This is a genomic window from Sessilibacter corallicola, from assembly GCF_021290925.1.
Classification (GTDB): Bacteria; Pseudomonadota; Gammaproteobacteria; order Pseudomonadales; family Cellvibrionaceae; genus Sessilibacter; species Sessilibacter corallicola.
Window position 1 is genome coordinate 309,680 of sequence record NZ_JAJSLX010000003.1, and the last position, 24,372, is coordinate 334,051.

Below are 24,372 nucleotides of genomic sequence, written 5' to 3' on the forward strand. Positions count from 1 at the left end.
GTTACGATACCGACAATATTTTCAAAGTATTGGTACCGCCTTGAACGTGGGCTTTATCGCCCTGAGATACCAACACATAATCACCGGTCGAAACAATTCCCCTGGCTTTTAGCAATGCAACTACAGATTCACCCGTGGTTTGCTGGCCGTCAGCGTCGTCGTACGACATGCTGTAAACACCGCGATACAACGCGACTCGACTCAACGTATCCGCTTGATTAGAGCACGCAAAAATAGGTAAGCCCGAGCTGATTCTGGACATTAACAACGGCGTGTTGCCAGATTCAGTTAAACACACAATCGCTTTCACGTTTTTCAAGTGGTTTGCTGTGTACATTGCCGCCATCGCGATGGATTCACCGGCGTGGGAAAATTCCTGATGAATTCGGTGCGCGGATTTTTGAATGCTTCGCTCACGCTCTGCACCTAAAATCACCCGCGACATTGCTTCAACCGTTTTCACCGGGTATTTACCCGCGGCAGTTTCGGCGGAACACATAACTGCGTCGGTGCCGTCGAGAACCGCATTGGCTACGTCCATAACTTCTGCACGCGTTGGCAGTGGATTGGTAATCATCGACTCCATCATTTGTGTTGCCGTAATTACCGCGCGGTTGAGCTTGCGTGAACGGCTGATAATGCGCTTTTGCACACCAACAAGCGCCGCATCGCCAATTTCAACACCCAAATCACCACGCGCTACCATGACCGCGTTCGATGCCAAAATAATACCGTCTAAGGTTTCGGCATCGGCGACGGCTTCTGCGCGCTCAATTTTAGCGACCAAATGCGCACTGGAACCGGCAGCTTCCAACAGACGACGTGCTTCATTCATGTCGTCGGCACTGCGCGGGAATGAGACAGCAACATAGTCGGCTTTAATTTCGGCCGCTAATTTGATGTCTGATTTATCTTTCTCGGTCAGTGCTGGAGCCGTCAGCCCACCGCCTTGGCGGTTGATGCCTTTGTTGTTAGACAAAGGACCACCGTTGACGACGATGCACTCCAAACGCGTTCCGGCAATGCTCTCCACTCGTAAGACAACGCGACCATCATCAAGCAGCAGAAGATCATCGACGCTACAGTCGTTGGGCAGTTCGGCGTAATCAATACCCACTTGGGTCGAATCGCCCTCTTCACGGCCTAAAGAAGCATCTAAGGCAAAAGCATCGCCTTCAGAAAGCTCAATAGGTCCGTCACTGAATCGAGCGATACGAATTTTGGGTCCTTGTAAATCACCCAAGATCGCTACCGAACGATTGCATTCGGCGGCAAGCTTGCGCACTAACTCAGCGCGCTTTTGGTGATCTTCTGGATTGCCGTGGGAGAAGTTTAATCGTACGGTATCGGCGCCCGCTTGAATCAGCTCGCGCAGAACCTCTTCAGAATCGGTTGCTGGCCCAAGCGTCGTTACGATTTTTGTTCTACGTATCATTGTGAAATTCACCTATGTTGAAACCGAAAGTCGATATCAAAAAGTACTGGCAAGTGCCAATGTGTTATCGAGCATTCGGTTGGCGAATCCCCATTCGTTGTCGTACCACGCTAAAACTTTTACAAGGTTACCTTGTACGCGAGTGTGGCTGGCATCGAAGTTACAGGACGCTAAGCTGTGGTTGTAATCAACCGAGACAAGCGGCTCTTCGCTGTAATTTAATACGCAGCCTAATTCACCGTTGGCAGCCTCTGCCATCAGGCTATTGACTTCTTCAACGGTGGTATCGCGAGACGCATCAAAACTAAAATCGACAAGACTCACGTTAATGGTGGGTACACGCACGGCCAAACCGTCTAAGCGACCCGCCAATTCCGGCAACACCAAACCAATGGCTTGGGCAGCACCGGTTTTGGTCGGAATCATTGAATGGGTCGCACTGCGTGCGCGATACAAATCTGAGTGATACACATCGCTAAGTTTTTGATCGTTGGTGTACGCGTGGATGGTGGTCATTAAACCGCGTTCGATACCAATAGACTGATTAAGAACAGACGCCAAAGGCGCTAAACAGTTGGTGGTACACGATGCGTTTGAAATGATTTGGTGTTCACCGGTCAACTCTTTGTGGTTGATACCGTGTACTACCGTTGCATCCATGTTTTTACCGGGTGCAGAAACAATGACTTTTTTTGCACCGGCTTCAATGTGGCCAATGGCCTTTGCCCGGTCGGTAAATAAACCGGTACATTCGAGTACAACGTCAATTTGTAATTCTTTCCAAGGGAGATCCGCTGGAGAGCGTTCTTGCACACATTTAATTCGATCACCGTTAACAATCAAATGATCTTCTTCTACCGAAACTTCGCCGGCAAAACGGCCGTGAACGGTATCGTACTGGGTTAGATGTGCGTTGATTTTGGCATCACCGAGATCGTTGATGGCAACGATCTCGATTTTGTCTTTGTAACTACCTTCGTAACAGGCCCGTAAAACATTTCTACCGATTCGGCCGAAGCCGTTAATCGCAACACGTATGGACATTGTTCACCTCAATGGATTAGGTTTCTTTATTATTCTTATTATTTTCGTTGGTTGGTTATGTTGTAATTTCTGCGGCCTCCTTGGCCAACTTAGTAATAGCGTCCCAGTCACCTGCATTAACTAAGTTTTTAGGTACCATCCATGAACCACCCACACACGCTACGTTCGGTAATTTTAAGTATTCTGGAGCGAGTGCAGGAGTAATCCCGCCGGTTGGGCAAAAGATTAAATCGGACAAAGGCCCTGCCAATGATTTCAACATTGGCGCGCCACCTGCGGCTTCGGCAGGGAAAAATTTCAGACGCGTGATACCGCGTTCTCTTAATCGCATGGCTTCACTTGCAGTGGCGACACCCGGTAAAATTTCGATGGGTGATGCCAGAGCAGCGTCGATCAATGCGTCGGTTGAACCCGGGCTCACCATAAATTGAGCGCCGGCATTCACCACATCGCTAACCTGCTGCGGTGTGGTTACGGTTCCCGCACCAACAATGGCATCGGGAATGTTTTTCGCGATTAATTCCATCGCTTCAAGTGCGCAATCAGTGCGCAGAGTGACTTCTAATACTTTTAAACCACCAGCAACAAGAGCTTCGGCTAAAGGGCACGCCTGTGAGATATCGTCGATCACAATGACGGGAATTACGGGTGATGTGGACATGATTTGATCAATAGAAGCTTTCAATGTGTGTCTCCCATTAGCAATAAGAATGTGTATTAAGACCGAGTCGGTCGATTAACAGATGAGCGGCTCCGGCCAGTGCCGGTGTGGGACCAGTAACCAAATAAACAGGGTTATCGGCCAGTAAGGACTGCATGGGTCCTTTATCTTCGAATGTACTTACCAAATCGCTGCTATCAATTAAGGCATCGATTTTGGGAAGAATGCCGCCGGTTAAATAAACTCCACCAAAAGCGCCTAGGGTCAACGCAGCATTACCTGCGGCTGATCCTAAAACGCTGAGAAATACGTTTACGGCTTCTGCCGCAACAGGATTATTTTTTTCGAGCGCAGAAGACGTAATTTCTGCGGCTTTAAGCGGTGCAACCTCTTCGCCTCGAACTTGGCCAATGGCGGTATAAAGCCGCTCTAAGCCGGAACCAGACACTAAGTTTTCCACCGAAATGTAATTGTTATCTGTGGTTAGCACGCGCAAAATTTCACGCTGTAACGCGTTTACCGGAGAAAAGTTGGCGTGGCCGCCCTCTCCCGGCTGTGGCATCCAGCTTTTGCCAAACGGCGTTAAGGTTGCAACGCCTAAACCGGTGCCAGGGCCTAACACCAAGCGCGGTGTTTCAGGTACGGGTGTGCCGGGTCGTAAACAGCGCAGATGTTCAGACGGTAAATACAAGGTGGCGTATGCCTGGGTGACAAAATCGTTGATTAAAAACAGCTCACTGAAATCAAAGGTGTTTTTCAGATTTTTGAAATCCACCTGCCAATCCAAATTCGTGAACCTAACCTGATCACCCAGCACCGGACCGGCTACGGCGATACAAGCTAATCTGGGCCATTCGCCCAGCACTTGTTCGCGGTAGGCGTGGATTGCCGCTTCCAACGATGGATAATCGGCGCAGGGAAAACTGCGTGATTCGTAAATGTTGACTTCACCAGAGCCCGGATGCGTAGACGCAATTCCGAATTTGGCATTGGTTCCACCAATATCTGCCACCAACAAAGGTTCTATAGCATCGATCGCCACGTTTAATACTCACCCAATTGAAGAACACTTGCGCCCTGATCTGCATCAGTGGCGTTGGCTCGAAAGAGCCCAAAGAGTTCACGACCGGTGCCGGTTTGACGTGAACTTAAATCTGGTACAACTGGAATTCGATTCGCCAATACGGCTTCATCAACCAGTAATTCGAGCGTGCATTTTTCGGCGTCTAAACGAATTAAATCGCCGTTGTGCACCTTCGCCAGTGGACCACCGGCAACGCATTCAGGCGTGACCTGAATTGCCGCCGGAACTTTGCCGGACGCGCCGGACATACGGCCGTCGGTAACTAACGCCACTTTAAAACCGCGCGATTGCAACGAACCCAACACCGGCGTGAGCTTATGCAGCTCCGGCATACCGTTAGCGCGCGGGCCTTGGAAGCGAATTACCGCCACAAAATCTTTTTCTAATTCACCGCGTTTAAACGCGCTTTCGAGATCATTTTGATCGTCGAACACCACCGCTGGCGCTTCAACAATAAAGTGCTCTGGTTTTACCGCCGAGGTTTTAATAATTGCTCGACCGACATTACCGGTAAGCAATTTAAGGCCGCCATCGTCTGAAAACGGTTCGCTGGCGGGGCGAATAACGTCGGTATCCAAAGATTTCTTTGGACCTTCTCGCCACTCGACTTTATCGCCGACCAAGAACGGTTCGGTGCGGTAACTTTCAAGACCTGGGGTTTTATCTACACCCAAAATATCTGTGTGCAATAAGCCCGCGTCCATCAAGCTCGCCATTAAAAAGCCCATGCCACCGGCTGCTTGGAAGTGATTAATATCCGCCGAGCCGTTTGGATAAACCCGCGTCATTAACGGAATGACTTTCGATAAATCCGAGAAATCATCCCACTCCAACTGAATACCAGCGGCTTTGGCGATGGCAACCAAGTGCATGGTGTGGTTGGTCGAACCACCGGTTGCCAACAAACCAATAACGCCGTTGATAATTGCGCGCTCGTCAATGGCTTTACCGATTGGGCGATAATCGTCGCCTAAGGCAGTCAGGTTTAAAACCTGTTGTGCCGCGGCAATTGTTAACGCCTCGCGCAACGGTGTGTTCGGATTAACGAACGAAGAACCCGGTAAATGCAGACCCATAATTTCCACCAACATTTGGTTGGAATTGGCCGTACCGTAAAACGTACAAGTGCCAGGTCCGTGATAGGATTTCGATTCCATTTTCAGAAGTTCTTCGCGCCCTACTTTACCTTCGGCGTAGAGTTGACGAACTTGGTGTTTCTCTTCGTTAGAAGCACCGGTTGTCATTGGCCCGCTGGGAATAAAAATACACGGCAGGTGGCCAAACGACAGCGCACCCATCAATAACCCCGGCACAATCTTGTCGCAAATACCCAAACAAACCATGGCATCGAACATATCGTGCGATAAAGACACCGCAGTCGACATTGCGATCACATCGCGGCTAAACAGCGATAATTCCATGCCGCTTTGACCTTGGGTAACTCCGTCGCACATGGCGGGAACACCACCGGCAACTTGAGCAACACCACCGGCGTCGCGAACTGCTTTGCGAATTAATTTGGGGGTGTCTTCATAAGGTTGGTGCGCTGACAACATATCGTTGTATGACGTCACAATGGCGACGTTGGGTTTTTGCTCGCCGGTTAAACCGTCTTTGTCGGTTTCAGAGCAAGCCGCAAAACCGTGCGCTAAATTACCGCATGAGAGACGTTTACGGCTCGGACCTGATCCCGCCGCTTTTTCGATTCTTTCTAAGTAACGAGCGCGCGTTGGTTGACTGCGTTCTCGTAATTTTTCAGTGATTTCTGTGATTACATTATGCATTGTTAGGATTCCTACATCAGGGCGCCCAATAGACAGACACGGTTAAGTCTTCGTCTCTAAGCAAAGCACTTACCGGGCAATCAGCAACATTGCTTTTATCTTCTTTAGCGGCGTTATAAACCGCTAATTTTTCAGCCCCGGTAATGATTAAGATCAATTCGTGTGATTGCCGAAGTGCCGACAGCGTTAAACTCATACGCTCGGTGTAATCCCCTGTCACTTCAGACTTTGTCGCCTGTATTGCGCAACACACGTTGGGGTTATCAATAGCCAACCCCTGCTCCAGTCCTTCGGCGCGTGGAAATAACGACGCCGTATGCCCGTCTGGCCCCATTCCCAAGATGACCAAATCAGCCGGCCAACTCAGTTTTGATTGATACAACGCCGATACTCTATCAACCGCCGTTTTTGCGCACACATCCGGTTGTTTCATAGGGTACAAGGTTGCTGAAATTGCTTGATTGCGCAACAGTGTCTCGCGCACCAAGCGTTCGTTGCTGGCTTTCATATCAGGGTCGACCCAGCGATCATCGACCAAACCGACACCCACCGACGACCAATCAAGCTCGCTGTTGGATAACGCCTCATACAACGGTGCCGGTGTTGAGCCACCTGAAACAAAAAACGAAGCGTTGCCGCGTTGACTGATTGCGCGCATTAATTGCATTTCACAACGCGACGCCAACGCTTGAAACAGTTGCGCGTGGTTTTCAAAAAAATGTTCTTCTACCATCGCTTTACCCCTCGCTCTTAGTGGTGACCAAACCAATCAACGCTTTTTTCCGGCCCCCAACTGCCCGCGGCGTATTCCACTGGATCGTATTTTTCACTTTTCCAAGCCGCAATAATGGGATCGATCCAAGCCCACGCTTGATCCACTTCGTCGCGGTGCGTAAATAAAGCAGGGTCGCCGCGTACTGCATCTAAAATCAAACGTTGGTAAGCATCACTTTTGGTGTATTTAAAGGTATCGGCAAAATTTAAATTTAACGTTGCGGGTTTTAAACGAATGCCTTGTCGATTTAATTCTTTCGACATTAACGTTAATTGAATTCGCTCGTCTGGCTGTAAGCGAATCACTAATCGATTCGGTTGCAAAGGCCCGGCGTCTTCATCAAAAACACAGTGAGTAACCGGCTTATAATTAATGACGATTTCAGCAAAACGTTCGGCCAATCGCTTACCGGTGCGCAAATAAAATGGCACCCCAGCCCAGCGCCAATTATCAATGTGGGCACGAATAGCAACGAATGTTTCAGTGCAACTGCTGCCGCCTAATTCTTCTTGATAACCCGGAACCACCTTACCGCCAACAACGCCTGCTCCGTACTGACCGCGAACGGTATCGTCGGCAATATTAGAAGCATCAATACGACGCAATGATTTCAAAACTTTTAATTTTTCTGCGCGAATATTATCGGCATTTAATTTTGTTGGTGGCTCCATGGTTAATAAACACATCATTTGCAATAAATGATTTTGCACCATGTCTCGCAACGCGCCTGCGCGATCGTAAAAAGAAATTCGACCTTCCAGACCTACCGTTTCTGCAATGGTAATTTGAACGTTGTCGATGCGTTTGCAATCCCACAGCGGTTCAAATAAAACATTACCAAAACGCAGCGCCATTAAGTTTTGAACGGTTTCTTTACCGAGGTAATGATCGATGCGATAAATAGATTCTTCTGGTAAATATTCTGCAATGCGTGAATTAATGGAGTCGGCTGATTCGCGGTCGTAACCTAATGGCTTTTCAACGACTACGCGTGTGTTTTTGTTCAGTAATTCAGTATTAGAAAGATTCTCACAGGTATCGCCGTACAAACCTGGTGGAATCGCAAAGTAAAAAACGCGGGTGCGACTTTCGTCATCACTGACAAGCTCTTTGAGCATATTCCAGCGTTCGTCACAGGTGGCCAAATCGAGATAACAATAATGCAGCCGATTTGAAAATGCGCTCCAGTGACCGGGTTCCAATTCGTCGGTGTGCAAGTGCGAGCGAAGCGCTTTTTCAGCGCGTTGCAAACACTGCTTTTGGCTTATGTCTTCACGGGAAACTAGGATGATTCGGCTCGTTGGCGAAAGTTGATTCTCTACAACGCTGCGGTATAGAGACGGAATCAACTTGCGTAACGATAAATCCCCCAGACCTCCGAATACGACGATATCGGCTTCACTACTCATAATTTTTTCCGCTTGATTATGCAAGTTATGGTTATTTTTGTTATTACCCAAACTGCAACTATTGACAACGCTGTCATGCTATTTCAAATTGACAACGCTGTCAATAGAAAGTAATTTGTCTCGCAAGTCACTAGTGAAAGTCGAAAATTAAATGGATAACGAATCGAAAAAAATCACAATAAACGATGTTGCCCGCTTGGCTGAAGTTTCAATCAAAACTGTATCACGCGTTATTAATAATGAGCCCAATGTCCGTGCTTCTACGGTCAAAAAAGTACTCGCCGCTGTTGATTCATTGAATTATCAACCCAGCAGTTTTGCCCGCAGTCTCGCAGGCACCATGACCTTTAACATCGCATTGGTGTATTCAAACGCAACGCCGAGCTACATCTATGAAGTTCAATCAGGCGCGTTAGAAGCCTGCAAAAAATGGGGCTACGAATTAATTATTCACCCCTGCGATCACACCCGCCCTGACCTGCCCACTGAGTTTGTCTCAATGTACGATACTCGCAAGGTAGACGGTATTTTATTAACGCCGCCGATGTGTGATTCCCTAGAGCTTACTCAGGCGTTAGAAAACCAGGGCTTACAATTTGCCCGCCTACAACCCGGTGATCCAACGGCGTCAAATTCTCCGTTTACCGGCATTGACGAGCGCGCTGCAGCACGTGAATTAGTCCGGCATTTGATTGATTTCGGCCACGAGAATATCGCCATTATCAACGGTGATCCCGCTCACGGCGCGGCATTTTTGCGGATGCAAGGCTACATCGATGCGATGGATGAAGCCGGTTTACCGCGCCCGGACGAATACGTTCAGCAAGGCATGTTTGATTTTGAATCGGGCCGAAAATGCAGTGAAACCCTGTTAACCCTGGATAAACCACCAACGGCCATATTTGCCTGTAACGACGCAATGGCTGCGGGCACCATGCAGTATGCGTTGAAAAAAGGGCTAAAATTACCGCAAGATTTATCCATTGTTGGGTTCGATGATAGCCCCACCGCTGAGCGACTTTGGCCGGCATTAACCACGGTAAGATTGCCCGCACAAGAATTAGCAAAACATTGTACGGATTCATTAATTGCGGGCATCCGCAAACAAAAACCGGAAAAACTGATGGGTTCGTGCAGCTACGAAATTATTCTTCGAGATTCTGTGGCACAAAACGCTCAACACGTATAAACCGGGAATAACACTATGACCATTAAGACCATCGGATTTGTGGCTCACGACGAGAAAAAGTCTGAGCTAGTAGGCTGGGTAGAAAAAAATCAGGCGAAATTAGAGCAATTATCGATTCTTTCAACGGGCACAACTGGTGGTCTTATTCTGGAAAAATGCCCACAGTTATCCATTCAACGTTTAAAAAGTGGGCCACTCGGCGGCGATCAGCAATTAGGGGCAGCAATCTGTGAAGACAGATTAGATGCAATGGTCTTTTTTATTGATCCACTGTCGCCCCACCCTCACGACGTTGATGTTAAAGCATTATTGCGCTTGGCAATTCTTTATAACGTACCTTTTGCGTGTAATCTCGCCAGTGCAGACGCTTTATTGAATTTGTTGTAGTCATTACTACTGCGCACTAAAAGCCAATCTTATCGGGTTGGCTCTTATAAATACTTTTCTCACTTACGCCCTACTCCTGCTCGTTTTCCCCTTCTTTTTTCCGTTAATATTTTTTAAAAAACAGTACTTGTACGTAATCCGAATGACCAACAAAAAAAGCCACCTTTCTCATAAGAAAAAGGTGGCCAAAAAGTTACCTATTTAACAAATTACAACTTAATACGAATCGCTTTTTTAGCGGAACCGGTTGCGGTTTTAACACCGTCTTCGGTCATCAATTTTACTTCTACTGTTTTAATGCCCAATGGGTAATTACCTTCGGTGTCAGCAATTTTCACTGTTACGGTTTTGCCTTTTTTCTTCGCAGTGAAGTTTGCAAAGACAAATTCACCGTTTTGATAACCGTAGCCGTCGCCAGCATCGTGGTACAGTTTACCGCTCGCCTTGCCTTTTTCGTCCAGCGATACAAACAAGGTGAGTTTTTCAAGTGAGTAATCTTCAGTACTTTGAATTACTTCACCTGCTGGAACAATAGCGCCATCACGAATTTTTACTTGCGGTTGATATTCGTCGTCTGCGGTTTCGCCCACTAACGAAATAGTATGCCAGTTACCTTTTGGTAGCGTTGGCTTATCTGCCCACTGAGGAACAATCAACAAATCTGGACCAAACAAGAAGGTTTGCTCTTCACTGCGTAAGTTGCCATCTGTTGGATCGGCGAAAAATGTCGGTTGCATGACAGGCATTCCGTTAACCGATGCCGCTTGGAATTGCGTGTACAAGTACGGCATTAATCGATAGCGACGCTCCAGCGCAGTACGGCTTACATCTTCAATGGATTTACCAAATTCCCACGGCTCTTGGTCATCACTCTTAACCGTTGTGTGTGCGCGCGCGAATGGATAGAACGCACCCAAAGCCATCCAGTGTCCGAACAATTCAGGGGTGGCATTACCTTCAAAGCCACCGATGTCTGGACCGTTAAACGGCTGACCGGAAAGACCCAAATTCAAGCTCATAGGAATAGACGCACGCAAATGTTCCCACGTGGAATCGTTATCGCCAGTCCAGGTGGCTGCGTAACGATGGCCGCCTAAGAAATTTGAGCGAGTAAGAATAAACGGTCTTTTCTCTGGGTTTGCGTTTTTAATGCCATCGAGTGACGCTTTTACCATCAACATGCCGTACACGTTGTGATAGCGTTTGTGAGAATCCGCCGGTAACGCTTTACCGTTTTCTTCAAACTTAATACCACCGGCATGCACGTTATCTTCTGGCATGGTCCAATCCGGGCGACTGAAATCCGCCGGCTCGTTCATGTCATTCCAAACACCGTCGATGCCCATTGCCATAAAGTCGGTGTATAAATCTGCCCACCAGCTTGCGGTTTTTGGCTGAGTGTAATCAGGGAATGCAACCTTGCCCGGCCAAACTTCACCTTCGTAGGTTTTGCCTTTCGCGTCTTTTACCCAAACATCTTCTTCGGTGCCAGAATCAAAAACGGAGTAGCCTTCGGTCCAACCCACACCTGGGTCGATCATCCAAACGCCTTTCATTTTATGATCGTGTAAATAATCATTCATGCGTTTTGGATCAGGGAAAAGCTCAGAATCAAACGTGAAAACTTTGTATTTATCCATGTAATGGATATCAAACCAAATCACATCGATTGGCAGTTTTTTCTTTCGATAAGTATCGGCCAGTTCTTTGGCACGGCTTTCTGGGTAGTAAGAGTAACGACTTTGTTGGAAACCAAGACTCCACAATGGTGGCAACGCCATGTGACCGGTAAGCTCGGCAAGAGACGTCATTACTTCTTGCGGTGTTTTACCTTCAATCACAAGCACTCGGAATGCCGGACCTTCTGAGGTAAAGGTAATGGCGGTATCGAGCGCTAACGTTTGCTTCCAAGTATTGTCGGCAAAAACACCAAACGCGGTGCCATCTTCACGTACGCCCAATACCCACGGGTGAGATTGATACAGACGTTGGCCGTTATCTTTTTTGTACGTGTAGTTGTCGGTATTCCAAAGTGAACGTGTATAACCCTTACGAGTTAACGTACCGTACACCTCGCCCGTGCCGTACAAATTAGTACTGGGTTTTACCTGTACGCGAGCCGTAGGTTGACCAAATGCGGAAGAAAATTCCACACGGGTTTTCCAACTTTTTGGCAACGGACCAATTTTTTTCGGTTCTTTAACTAACGCAAATGACGGCAAATTACCCTTGGCATCAAAATTGTCAGGATAGAACATCGCCACATTCTCGCGAATGAGCACAGCCTTTTCCGCTGAATGCGCCCCAGAGGAAAATAAATAACTCAAGATGAAAAGGATTAAGACTTGGTGCCAGATTGGATTTGGCCCCGAGAATACTCGTTTTTTCATTATAAAATCCCAGTTTAATTATTATATCAGTTTGTAAATGCAACCTGCCGAGGTGTAGCACCTCGACACAGTTTGTGAGGTTGGTGATTGGTTAATTAATTATTTATTGTTATTAGGAGTTTTTAGTTGTCCATAAGGCTTCCATTTCTTCGAGGGTTTTACCTTTGGTTTCAGGTACAAATCGCCAAACAAAGAAAAACGCTACCAGACAAAAACAGGCAAATATAAAGTACGGTAATGCGCCATTAAAACTCGCTTGGTTTACCGCACTGTTATTAATAATGGGAAAACTGTTGGCAACAAAGGCGTTGAACAACCACTGCGCGGCCACAGCAATCGACATGGCAACACCACGAACGCTGTTTGGAAAAATCTCGGACAACATAACCCAAACCACCGGTCCCATTGACATGGCAAATGAACCGATAAAAGCAAGAATGGCAATTAAAGAGACGATGCCAATTTGCTCGTTGAACAGTGTCCAAGAAAATACCGCCAAGCCGATAAACATGCCTGAAGTACCGACTAAATACAGCGGTTTGCGGCCCCAACGGTCAATCGTAAAGATGGCAACAAAGGTAAAGACCAAATTAACGCCACCCAGCCAGAGCTGTTGTTTTAACGCATCTTCTGGTCCGTAACCTAGGGCATTGGCAAAAATCTCGGCACCGTAATATAGAATCGCGTTAATACCAGTGACCTGTTGAAACACCGATAACAAAATTCCGATCAATAAAACAAAGGCGATTCCTTTGGTAAACAAAGACACACGACTGTGTTTGCTGTTATCGGCAAAAGATTGCTTGATGTCATCGAATTCATGCTGCGCTTCTTGTTCGCTGCTGGTGATGCGCGCTAATACTGTACGAGCTTCTTCTTCGCGACCTTTCATAATTAACCAACGCGGTGAATGAGGCACAAAAAACAACAGCAAGAAGAATGTAATTGAAGGCAATAGCTCGGACCAAAGCATGGTTCGCCAGCCGCTATCGACATTGTGTTGGTGCAACTGCGCAATTTCTTCGGGTGTTTTACCGACTGAATCACCACCACCAATTAAGTAAGTAGCAAGAAACACCACAAAGAAACCAATAACCACAGCCAATTGATAATAAGACACCATCTGGCCACGAATTTTTGGCGGGGCTATTTCGGCAATATAAATAGGTGCAGCCATAGACGCCATACCTACACCCAGACCACCGATAATTCGGAAGATCACCAATTCATCTAAGGTAGACGCAGCACCAGAACCCCAAGCAGAAATGGTAAAGAGAAACGCCGATAAAATTAACGTGTATTTTCGACTGATACGATTGGTGAGATAACCACTGACTAATGCACCAAATAAACACCCGTAAATGGCACTGCTTACCGCCCAGCCCTGCTCTGCCGGAGTTAAGTTAAAATACTTGGTAAAATAAAGCTGGCTTGCGCCAATAACACCGGTATCGTAACCAAATAACAAACCGCCTAATGCCGCTACAGCGGTGATCATTAATACGGTTGCGGTATTTTTTGATGTTTGGCTGGATTGAATCTGTTCGTGTAAAAGTGTTTGTTCTGACATCAGTTTATTCTCAAATGTAAAACATCTTTTTAAAATTAAATGGATTTATTTTAATAAAAATCCGAAATAGATAACTAAAAATGAAAAGCTCGTTATAGCTAACAATAGAAAGCTCGTTGTTATAGCGCGTGACTGTATTGTTGTTCGCCAGTGTTAGTTGAAAACGCCAAACAATGTTGGTGCGATTTAAAGTTCAAACTACAACCGTTAATAAACGATTCAACATTTTGTTCAAGATACAAATCGCCTTTGTTGGGTTGTTCAGGTGCAAGGCCGGGAAAAGCACCGTAACCTGCCAACAAACAATGCCAAGATAAACTGCTAAAATGCGATTCGATTTTTTGGCGTTGGAATTCTGCATCGAGATCACCTCGGCGATACCAAACATCTAAAATGCGTTTTAACGATTCTGATAAATGTGTGTTTTCGCGATTGGCAATCCAGTACTCAGAATCATTACGAGTATTCAGTTTGTAGTGAGCCACAATATAATCTCTCACTCGCTCAAAACGCTCGCTGATTTTAGTATTAAATTCGCCTTGGTATTTATCCGAAAGATTACCTTCTAAATATTTTGTGACAAAAGATTCAATGGCAACCAATACCAAGTGCAATCCAGTAGCTTCCAAGGGTTCGATAAACCCTTGCGATAAACCGAGTGCCAAACAGTTTTTGTGCCAGTGATGCTCAGCTTGACCAACATTCATTTTTAAATGCCGTGCCGGAACATCGCTGTCGAGAAGACCCAGAGATTCTCTCAACTCTGTTTCGGCGTCATTGGGCGAGATAAAATCCGAACTAAATACGTAACCGTTGCCATAGCGATTGGTCAGAGGAATTTTCCAACACCAACCATTTTTCATTGCGTACGAAACGGTTTCTGCAGGTTTGTGGCGATCTATCGCGGTTGGAATAACCACAGCAGAGTCATTAAATAAATTGGCGTTAAACGTTTTAAAGGCCACGCCTAAGGTTTTTTGCAGCAGTAGCGAAGAAAACCCCGAACAATCAACAAACAAATCCCCCGATATTTGAGTGCCATCGCTTGTAACGAGATAGTCAATGTCACCGTTGTCGTTGAGTTCAGCTCCGGTAATTTTTAGTTGCTTGTAGTTAACGCCTCGGCGTTGACCAACCTCAGAGAGAAATTTACCCAGTAATCTAGAATCAAAGTGGTAACCATATTCCATTCGAAAAGGAAAATTATCAGGCGTAACCGGTCCTTTGTGTTGGTGACTGAGCACACTGTTGAGAAAGAATAAATCCGGCTGCGTGGTCACATCCAAACCCAGTCTTCGCGTCATGCAATTTACGATAAACGCACGCTGGCTAAACATATCGGTTTGCGAAATAAAAGGATGACTGTAATTATTGATTCCAGAATTAGGGCTCCAGCCATCAAAACGAATGTTTAATTTATAGGTTGCGTTGCAACGTGTCATCCACTCGCTTTCATCGATATTGATCATTTCAAAGAATTTTTTCAATGCCGGTGTCGAGCCTTCACCAACGCCGACAATATCAATGTCTGGCGCTTCAATAACCGTAATTTGAATCTGTTCTTTGTCGCTGAATAAATGCGCCATCAAATTCGCCGTCAACCAACCCGCCGTGCCGCCGCCAAGAATGACAATTTCGTGTAATTGATTCATTGTTGGCCCTCGCAGAGTGTGCTGAGAAACGTATCGTGTTCAGGTAACCGATCCAAAGGCGCTCTCTTGTGAGCAATTATTTTTGTTAACATTTCAACAAGCTGCTGATCGCTCGGCGCGTTAGCCAGTGGATGATGATCTTTAGGTGTTATACCTTGGCCCAACATCACTTGTAACCACGAGGGATCTTTAAAAATATCGATCTGATCTTGAACCAGTTGACCGTTGGCTTTAAATAGCTGGAGTTTGTTTTGCAAATGCTCAGGCACCTCCATACTCCGTCTGTCTCGCCAAAACTGAGAATCGGTTCTTTCATTCACGTGATAATGAAGAATAATAAAATCCCGAATTAACTCAAATTCGTTTTTCGATTGCGCATTGTATTCGTCGACTAATTCGTCGGTGACTCCCTCGTGTGGGAATAATTTAATTAACCGAACAATGGCAGACTGAATAAGATAAATACTGGTGGATTCTAGCGGTTCAAGAAATCCGCTCGATAAACCCACGGAACACACGTTTCGATGCCATTGTTTGCGCGCTCTGCCCGTTCGAAAAGGAATAATTTTCGGATCGCCCAACGCTGGGGTTTCTAAATTATCGAGCAATAATTGTGTGGCTTGATCATCTCTGTAATGATTGCTGCTAAACACAAGTCCGTTGCCGTTGCGATGTTGCAGAGGAATACACCACTGCCATCCCGCCTGATGAGCAATCGAACGCGTATAAGGGTGTGTTTTTTCATGCCTTTTTGATGGAACAAAAATGGCTTTATTGCAAGGTAACCAATGGCTCCAATCATCAAAACCAACACCCAATTTTTTCTGAATGAGTAACCCTTTCATTCCAGAGCAATCAATAAAGAAATCGCCGTTAACGTCGGTGCCGTCTTGCAGTTTTAATTGACTGACAAAGCCTGTATCTGAATCGATAACAACGTGTTCAATCAACCCTTCTGTGCGTTTTACGCCTCGGGTTTCACTGATTTTTCTGAGAAACTGACCGTAAAGCGCGGAATCAAAATGGTAGGCGTAAGGTAAATCCCAGGAAGGATCTTTGGCACGCTGATTGGAAAAAACACCGCGAACACTGGCTAAATAATTTAGATCGTAATCCCAATAGTTGGTATTAAAACCGAGTTTTTCAGCGCGCAACCAATAGTGGTGAAACTGACAAAACGCGTGGTTTTGGCCCGATTCACCAAAGGTGTGGTAATAGCTATCGCCGAGGTTTTTCCAGTTTTCAAACCGAATGCCTAATTTAATCGTGGCTTTGGTTTCCCGAATAAATTCAGCTTCGTTGACACCAAGTACAGCATTCACGTGACGAATGGGCGGTATGGTTGCCTCTCCCACGCCGACCGTGCCTATATCTTCGGATTCAACCAGCTCAATTTCAATTTGAGTGCCCAGTACGCGTTGCATTAAAGCGGCAGACATCCAGCCCGCCGTGCCGCCGCCGACAACCACCACTTTCTTGATTCTTTGACTTATTTTATCCATTTTAAATTTATTCTTATTAGGAGACTTTGACTGTTAAAGTTTAACGCTAAAACTGCCGAAAAAAAGCCAGCAGTTTTAGCAATAACAGCAAGTTAAATTTAAAACGAGTAATTAAAGTTTAGAATATAATTGGTGCCGAAACGTTGTGCGCGGAAAACTTGTCGAGCGTCTGCTTCGTCGGCGTTGACATCATCTTCTTCCGTCAAGTTTTGAGCTTGAAGAGAAACTCGTAATCCATGCAACGAACTGATGCTAGATTCGCTAAAGTCATAACTGACTTGCGCATCCCAAAGTTCAACGGGCTGGCGATCAACAACCTCTAACGAGTTACTACCGCCGCGCTGTTCGGATTCAAACTCGCTGCGCTTGGTACCGGCAATTCGGAATTCAAAACCGTTGCGCTCGTAGTACGCCGTTAATTGATAGACTTTTTCAGACAAACCCGGAACCGCCGATCCGTCGTCTAGCTCTCCGTTACTGAAAGCACTGCTAAACACAATACCAAAGCCGTCGAGTGCTTCTGAGAAGGTGTATAAAGGAACATTGGCAACCAATTCAATACCGTCCACTTGGCCGGTCAAACCGTCTTCTCTGAAAGTATTAACGCCTTCAAAGGTTGCTGGTCCAACTTCTTCGCCGGTTGCAGGATCAACAACAAAGTGCACATCGGGTAAGAAAAATGGCGTGAAATCGACGATTTCGGTACCGTTTCTGTGCCAGTTAACGAGATCTTTGTAAAAGAAGCCCGCAGAGAGATAACCGTCAGCGGCAAAATACCAATCGTAGGTTAAATCAAATTGATCCGCTTCTAATGGACGCAGTTCTGGGTTACCGGAGTTAGAGAACCAAGGCCCATTTTCAGGTGTTGATTGACTCACTTCGTTTAAATTGAATCGGAATCCTATCGCGCCGCCGGGTCTTAAATCGTCAAAGCGTGGGCGTGTAATAACTTTCGATACCGCAGCACGAACAATATGGCTCGGTGTAATTTCGAAATTCATATTTAGGCTTGGCAACACGTTGCTGTAGCTTGCACCACCGTTGGCCGGTGATAACTGAATCAAGCCAGATTCATCACGCACACCGGAAAAACCCGTGGCATTTTGATCGGTGAAAATGGCTTGGACGCCGACATTACCAAACACGTTGATACCAAATAATTGGGTATCAAAATCCAGTTTTACAAAACCTGTCGTGATTTCTTCTTCAATTGTGTAAGTATCAGCAACGCGGCTGGCTTCTAATAAATCTGCGGAAATCGTATCGTAAAAACCGCTTTCAATAAGACCCAAAGCATCATAAGCAACTACGCTACCCAAACCCGCAAAACTTAAATCGGTTAAGCCTTCACGAAATTCTTCTGGAATCGGCGCATCGAATGGGAAAGTTGGCGCTGTTAAGAACGCACCAAAATTCACTTTCGATTTTGAGCGATCGGAGTACTGAACACCGAAATTCACGGCAGTAATTAACCCGTCTTCAAAAAAGCGTGTGGCTTCTAATCGAACACTGTCGAGTTCTTCTTCGAATGTAGCTTCGTTAATAAAACCGTCTTGGGCGTTAAAGTAATTGACGCCGTCAACACCGTGACCGGTAAATTGATCTTGGAACGCAACTAAACCGCCGCCCCAGGCTTGCGGTCCTGCCAATCGAACCAGATCAAAATCAGAAAAGTCTGTGGATGAACCAGAGAATTCAACGCCGTTTTCGGTAACTAAAAAATCACGTGTGGTTTGGTTGGCTTCGGCCAAACCTGAACGGCCCGTGCCTGCATAAGATTCTGCTCGCTGATCAACTTTATCGGCTTCACTGTGCGCAACATCGAGTTTCATTGACCAACGATCATTAAATTCATAATCCAAATTAAAACCAAAAGTTTTTAATTCACCGGTATTGGTCAATGGATCAGTACGAATAACGGGATCAAATCCCGAGGTTGTGCCGGAGCGACCGAAATCGCCATCGGCACTAGTTAAGGTGCCAAACGGTAATTGCTCAATAAAACCGCGGGTAATACCGCTGTTGGCAAAATCGATGTACAGAGCATCAACCGTAAGGTCTAATTTGTGATTGGGTCGGTATTGAAAAACACCCGAGAACGTATCGCGCTCTAATACCTGAGAAATTGCAAAGGTGTTGGCTCCGGTGGGAACCAATTCGCCGTTAGGTCCGTTGGGTTCATAGCCCCAAGTTTCGAATTGTTCGCGGTGTAATGGTGATTCTGTACTCGCTACCGCCAAGGCGATTCCGATGGTGTCGTCGGCAAATTTATCGACGAAATTAATGGCGTAGCGATGACCGTCGTCATCAAAATCTGGGTTGGGAGATTTCAGTCTGTTGGTTTCTAACGAGGCATTAACCGAAAGCGTGGGATCGACATCCAAAGGCCGCGCCGTGCGCAAATCCACCGTGCCGCCAACACCCACTGCCGCTAACGAGGCATCCGGTGTTTTATAAATAACGGCACCCGTTAAAATTTCAGACGGATAAAGGTCGAATTCAACTCCACGGTTATCGCCAATTCCCAGCAATTCACGGCCATTTAATGTGGTTCCGACAAAATCTTCTTTAAACCCGCGCACGGATAAACCACTGGTACGACCGTTTCGTCGTTCACCGGCCAATCCGGGTAGTCGTGCCAGAGATTCTGCAATACTAGAATCGGGTAATTTACCGATATCTTCGGCAGAGAGCGCTTCGACAATGGAACTGCTGCCACTTTTAATTTCTTGAGCGCGTATTAGCGACCCACGAATACCAGTGACAACGACTTCCTCAAGCGGCGCACCTTCAGCATCGACAGCATCGACTTCTTGTTCCTGAGCAGAAACATGAGCTCCACAGTACAAGGCTGAACATACGGCAACGCTGAGTGCCGATCGTTTAAAAGATTTTTGGACGAACCCATAGTTGTTATCGAGAGGCATTAGGTGATCCTTTTTATTTTTTTGGTTTTTATATTTTTTGTACGCCGTCCACCGCAGACGTTCGCCACCAATAATGTCCTGAAAAATAAACAAGTTACCGTCAAGATATATCGCTTTGAACTTTGCCCTTCACGCGTTAAAGCGCGAAATTACAGTGTTTTTAAAATTATGTTCTGCAGTAAATGACAGCGCTGTCATTTTAACTTTTAAAAACAGCGCCATCATTTACTTCTTTATGACAACGCTGTCATTTCTTTTTCTATGAGCAGGTTGTGTTTGATTTTGACAGCGCTGTCATTTTGCTTAGGTGTGACAACGCTGTCACCTTATTAAATGCTGACAACGCTGTCAACGATATTTAGTGGTTTTTAAGAAATTTTAAAACTTAGCTTAGCAAGCAATAATGTTGGTAAAAAATTTGAAAGCAAATAAGAAAACCAGCGCTCGTAATAAAAAGTTTTCTGGTGTGAAAAACTTACTCGCGTAATTAAGCAATGGTATTTATTTTGCCTAGCCCGATTATGAATAATTTATTATTTGAATTGACTTACCTGTTAGAAATACTGCTCATAAAATTTAATTTGTTATTTTTAAACAGTAAACGTATAACTCCCCTACTCACTCATACTGTCATAAAAAATTAAAAATAGAATGAGAATTTGGTCAGGAAAAATCTCATTGCGTATAGAACCCGTCACGTTTGTCTTATCAGACAAACTGGGTATACGCTTGTAGGGTAAATTAAAAACACACATCAATAGCATATAAATACAGGCATTAACAAGAATGTTTAATAAGATACATCACGTCGCAATCATTTGTTCAAACTACGAATTATCAAAACATTTTTATACGGATATTATTGGATGCCAGATTATTGCTGAAACTTATCGTGAAGATCGACAATCGTGGAAACTTGATTTAGCGCTAAGCAATGACGATAGGATTGAATTATTTTCATTCCCTAATACACCAGAAAGAGCCAGCCGACCGGAAGCGAGAGGATTAAGGCATCTAGCCTTTGAAGTAGATAATGTTGCTAATACAGTGAATTATTTAAACTCTAAAAATATCGATACCGAAGCCATTCGAGTTGATTCAATCACCGGCAAGAAATTTACTTTTTTTCAAGACCCAGATAACTTACCGTTAGAAATATATGAGCGGTAAATTTCTATTGCGAAAAATTTCCGACAAACTCTCTTTGATTAAATCAAGATCGAATCAAAGAGAGAACCCTAATTAATCTAGGGTTCTCTCTATTAGAGAAACTGTCCTATCAAGAATTCCCCCTTCAGAGAAATGTTCGTTACTTTAATACAAACGATTTTACTTTGTGTTCTTCGATGTCTTTCTGATGAAAGCGCACAGGTCGCCATTTTTTATCGGAGTATAAATAGGTTTGATCTGAATAGAATTCACTGTCTGCCCTACCCGATTGCGAATAAGTCATTATAGCCTCTGCTACTGGACCGTCGTCTTTGTATTCTAACGCCAGAATAAAACTGCCACCCTTCGCGATCAAATAACCTTTGTCCGTTAAGATTGACCACTTTTCAGTGGTTTTGCCGATTTCGTGCGGTTCGGTACTGTCAACAATACCCGTACTCACAAAATTCGCCACGCCTTCAATTTCAGTACCGCCGTGTATGGGCACTCTTTTGTCGTTTTTATACAGAATTTGCGCTTGTTCGAGCGTGGCATTCAAAGGTAAATCTACCTTTTTAAGCTGGCGCTCTGCCAAGGCAAGCGCAACTAATGCTGCGTTTTTATCGCCCAATCCAGACGGCGTGTACACAGGGTCTTTTACGTCAAACGGCTTCGCGAATAATTGTAATTTATCTCGTTTAATCAACATATGGTAAGCCTGCAACCATTCCCGAAATAAAACGGCACCTTGGCTGTTGTTATTAAATAAACCATTAAATTTTGAAATTTCTTGGCAAACATTTTTTATATCAATGGTTTGATTATCTAATTCAACTTGGCTTTTTGTTTTGCAAGCGGCTACTAAGTCTTCTAAGAAAATATCTTTTGCGGTTGATTGATTGGTGTATAGCGCCTGTTGCATTTCAGCCAGTGAAAACTTATTGTCATTACCGCGAGCTTCCGATGACTCTAAATGTCGGATATTCATTCGGCTTCTTAAGCTAATAGACGCCTCAGTAGGTCCGTAAAGTGGCGAGTAGCCCGTTAGTGGCTGATTCGTATTCGGCAACCAATAACTGTCGTTGGCATTAAACACGTAATCGTTGCGAATTACTTGTGGCCGCTGGTCAAAAGAAGTTGTTCCAGGTATTGAACTGCGTTTGCTTTCAAGCCAATCAAATAAGCTATTGCTGCCATCTAATAAGGTAAGGTTTTCTTTGTCGTAAAGCGTTTTAATAAGCGGATTGTCGTTATATTGTTTATTCCATTGCGCCCAGGCTTTATCGGAAAGATTTCCTACTGTTGAATTATCCAGATACGCAACCTCGCCATCGCGGCTGGTAACAAGGGTATTCACCCAAGGCATTGCATTCCATTTTTTATGAGCACCAATAAACGTTTTTAAACTGCGCGCTTTGGCCATATCAAACCATTGCTCAGGCGAGCGGAAATTATCGATATTTGCATCTCTTGCTACGTAGGCTTTTTTATTGCCCCACTGCAAATTGGGTAATTGCAATAACGGCCCTTGGTGACTGAACCAAACCGTTCTGCTCTGCTGGGAAAGCTCGCCCTTATCATTTAATACATCGACAGAAACCGTTTTTGACAGCATGTCTTTTGGTTTGCCATCGAATACATATTGTGTTGGTTTGCCATCAACTAATTGTAATTCGTAAAAAGCCACTCGTTGACTTTTAGAAACGGTATGAGACCAAGCAATATCTTTATTGAAACCAATCAATACCATTGGCACACCTAATAGGCTCGCACCGTAAACATCGAGTTTATCGGGAATGGTTAAATGTACTTCCCAAAATCGATTCGTACCAAACCACGGGTAATGAGGGTTTGCCAACAACATGCCTTTACCCGATTCGGTTAAATCTTTGCCAATGGCCCAGGCGTTAGACCCTAAATCGTTAATTTGAAAGGTATGGTTTTCTTGCGCCCAAAAATGATTAGTGAGTTGCGCGGTTTTCTTTGCGTCAGTGTCTTTTGCGGGCGGTTGAGCTAGGTAGATTGCACCGGCAAATACACTAATAGTTTGCGAAAGATGATAAGAACGAGCAAACAGTTCTGTCGCAGTTATCGACTTAACCCAAGACTTGCCTTCGCACCAGGTATTTTTGGTGCCCTGTTCCGACAAATATCGATTAAATCCGTCGGCATAGCCAACGTAAGCTTTTTGGGTATCTTTTCTAAGAGATTTAAATGCTTCTGCGGCGCGGTCTGGATAACCCATCGCTTTTACGACGGTATCGCTAATAACATAACGGTTGCCTTTACCAGCGCCTAAATAACTCGCGCTGTTTCCTTGAGCGACCATAATCGCGTAAGCAATATTACACGCGTGATCGGCCGCCGATGTATAGCCCATTGCATAGCCTAAACTGCCATAGTCATCGGCAATAATATGCGGTATTCCGTGTTCGGTATAGGTGACTTTTGCTTGGTATTGATTACCGTTGGTGGTTAACGGTTTTGCTACAACAGAGGTACTCAGTTCGGCTGCTAAAAGAAATATTAACGCTACATAAAAATTTTTTTTGAGTTTCATTATGTTAACTGTCACTGGTTTAAAATTAAATAATTGAGAGTGAAGTTGAGCAAACAACGGGCTCAAAGCAAGTTCAAAGAAGAAAGTAAGTTTTTTGAATTTTTTAATTTGATTGGAAAAACATCAAAGCGAACGTAATTTTCTGGAGGGGCTGTCACTATAACTGCGGCGTATTGAATATTTTAGCACGGTAACAAACTCCTTCATCAATCCTGAAAAGTTCTGTACATCAATCGCAAAAACGCCATCCTAGCATGCTTTAGCCCAATTGAGAATGGTAAGCATTTGCATATTTTGATTTATCGATGCTAAAATAAACAAACCTGTCACTATTATTGTAAATTTATGGAAGTTGGGCTGAGCTGTACTCACTACTTCACAAAAAATCGATCTATTAAAGGCATTGTTGCTGCGCTTATAATTTTATTTTTCTGATTTATTTTATTACTCATTAAAAGACAAACAACAATTTAATTTATAAAAGATAGGATAATGTACCAATCAGTTTTAATAGCTTACAGAGGCTATTGAACAGCCTGACTTTCCAGAAATCAATAAGTACTTCAAATTTACATACATTAGGCTTTAATTAAGTCAAAAATTTAGCAAGTTCGAATAATCGAATATTAATTTATAAGCATATTTAAACTCTAAACGTTAATTTAACGCCTCTCTTTTATAGATCAAATCAACTACTCCAAATAAATTCAAGCGGGTTGTAGCCGCCATTTTCATTTGTTATAAATTACAAGAGATTTAAATTCAAATTTCCCTAAGTCTCGCATACCTATTCCGACAATAATGTTCTAACGCCGGTAACAGCATAAAAAAACATTTTTTTATGCTGATTTCTG

At 44.7% G+C, this 24,372-nt stretch carries 16 protein-coding genes; 3 read left to right on the top strand and 13 right to left on the bottom strand.

What is annotated here, in order from left to right; all coding sequences use genetic code 11:
• Position 1 precedes the first annotated feature (1 nt).
• The 7 genes from pyk to zwf are packed head-to-tail and all read right to left on the bottom strand — an operon-like array spanning position 2 to position 8,192.
• The gene (gene pyk / locus LU361_RS15700; RefSeq protein WP_233089835.1) at positions 2-1,435 is read right to left on the bottom strand and encodes a pyruvate kinase; all 1,434 of its coding nucleotides are present in this window, start codon (positions 1,433-1,435) and stop codon (positions 2-4) included.
• A 36-nt stretch (positions 1,436-1,471) separates the two neighbouring features.
• Complete coding sequence (gene gap, locus LU361_RS15705; protein WP_233089836.1) at positions 1,472-2,479, bottom strand: type I glyceraldehyde-3-phosphate dehydrogenase; 1,008 nt, start codon at positions 2,477-2,479, stop codon at positions 1,472-1,474.
• A 55-nt stretch (positions 2,480-2,534) separates the two neighbouring features.
• On the bottom strand, positions 2,535-3,164 hold the full coding sequence (locus LU361_RS15710) for a bifunctional 4-hydroxy-2-oxoglutarate aldolase/2-dehydro-3-deoxy-phosphogluconate aldolase (RefSeq protein WP_286206506.1): 630 nt from the start codon (positions 3,162-3,164) through the stop codon (positions 2,535-2,537).
• Between the two features lie 13 nt (positions 3,165-3,177).
• Positions 3,178-4,182, bottom strand: coding sequence for a glucokinase (glk, locus tag LU361_RS15715; RefSeq protein ID WP_233089837.1), 1,005 nt, complete (start codon positions 4,180-4,182; stop codon positions 3,178-3,180).
• A gap of 2 nt (positions 4,183-4,184) precedes the next feature.
• Complete coding sequence (gene edd, locus LU361_RS15720) at positions 4,185-6,008, bottom strand: phosphogluconate dehydratase (RefSeq protein WP_233089838.1); 1,824 nt, start codon at positions 6,006-6,008, stop codon at positions 4,185-4,187.
• A gap of 16 nt (positions 6,009-6,024) precedes the next feature.
• Entirely contained in the window at positions 6,025-6,741 is a 717-nt protein-coding gene (gene pgl / locus LU361_RS15725) for a 6-phosphogluconolactonase (protein WP_233089839.1), read from the bottom strand.
• A gap of 17 nt (positions 6,742-6,758) precedes the next feature.
• Positions 6,759-8,192 (bottom strand): glucose-6-phosphate dehydrogenase, encoded by a 1,434-nt coding sequence (gene zwf / locus LU361_RS15730; protein ID WP_233089840.1) that lies wholly within the window; start codon positions 8,190-8,192, stop codon positions 6,759-6,761.
• 151 nt (positions 8,193-8,343) lie between these two features.
• Between zwf and LU361_RS15735 the strand changes: the two genes are divergently transcribed.
• Together LU361_RS15735 and LU361_RS15740 are read left to right on the top strand one after the other, a co-directional pair.
• The gene (locus tag LU361_RS15735) at positions 8,344-9,381 is read left to right on the top strand and encodes a LacI family DNA-binding transcriptional regulator (protein ID WP_233089841.1); all 1,038 of its coding nucleotides are present in this window, start codon (positions 8,344-8,346) and stop codon (positions 9,379-9,381) included.
• Positions 9,382-9,396: 15 nt separating this feature from the next.
• Positions 9,397-9,768 (top strand): methylglyoxal synthase, encoded by a 372-nt coding sequence (locus tag LU361_RS15740; protein ID WP_233089842.1) that lies wholly within the window; start codon positions 9,397-9,399, stop codon positions 9,766-9,768.
• Between the two features lie 209 nt (positions 9,769-9,977).
• Here the strand turns inward: LU361_RS15740 and LU361_RS15745 are convergent, their stop codons facing one another.
• The 5 genes from LU361_RS15745 to LU361_RS15765 all read right to left on the bottom strand — a co-directional run bounded on the left by LU361_RS15745 (position 9,978) and on the right by LU361_RS15765 (position 19,809).
• Entirely contained in the window at positions 9,978-12,158 is a 2,181-nt protein-coding gene (locus LU361_RS15745; RefSeq protein WP_233089843.1) for a TIM-barrel domain-containing protein, read from the bottom strand.
• 112 nt (positions 12,159-12,270) lie between these two features.
• Positions 12,271-13,728, bottom strand: coding sequence for a sugar porter family MFS transporter (locus LU361_RS15750; RefSeq protein WP_233089844.1), 1,458 nt, complete (start codon positions 13,726-13,728; stop codon positions 12,271-12,273).
• 119 nt (positions 13,729-13,847) lie between these two features.
• Positions 13,848-15,380 carry a tryptophan halogenase family protein gene (locus LU361_RS15755; RefSeq protein WP_233089845.1) on the bottom strand — a complete coding sequence of 511 codons (1,533 nt, stop codon included), beginning with the start codon at positions 15,378-15,380 and terminating at the stop codon, positions 13,848-13,850.
• Entirely contained in the window at positions 15,377-16,882 is a 1,506-nt protein-coding gene (locus LU361_RS15760; RefSeq protein ID WP_233089846.1) for a tryptophan halogenase family protein, read from the bottom strand. The genes LU361_RS15755 and LU361_RS15760 overlap by 4 nt, the downstream gene beginning before the upstream one ends.
• Before the next feature lie 98 nt (positions 16,883-16,980).
• Complete coding sequence (locus LU361_RS15765) at positions 16,981-19,809, bottom strand: TonB-dependent receptor (RefSeq protein WP_233089847.1); 2,829 nt, start codon at positions 19,807-19,809, stop codon at positions 16,981-16,983.
• A gap of 786 nt (positions 19,810-20,595) precedes the next feature.
• Between LU361_RS15765 and gloA2 the strand changes: the two genes are divergently transcribed.
• A complete protein-coding gene (gloA2, locus tag LU361_RS15770) occupies positions 20,596-20,979 on the top strand; it encodes an SMU1112c/YaeR family gloxylase I-like metalloprotein (RefSeq protein WP_233089848.1) in 384 nt (127 codons plus the stop codon).
• A gap of 139 nt (positions 20,980-21,118) precedes the next feature.
• On the opposite strand, the gene LU361_RS15775 is transcribed toward gloA2, so the two are convergent.
• On the bottom strand, positions 21,119-23,518 hold the full coding sequence (locus LU361_RS15775) for a penicillin acylase family protein (protein WP_233089849.1): 2,400 nt from the start codon (positions 23,516-23,518) through the stop codon (positions 21,119-21,121).
• Between the last annotated feature and the right edge of the window lie 854 nt (positions 23,519-24,372).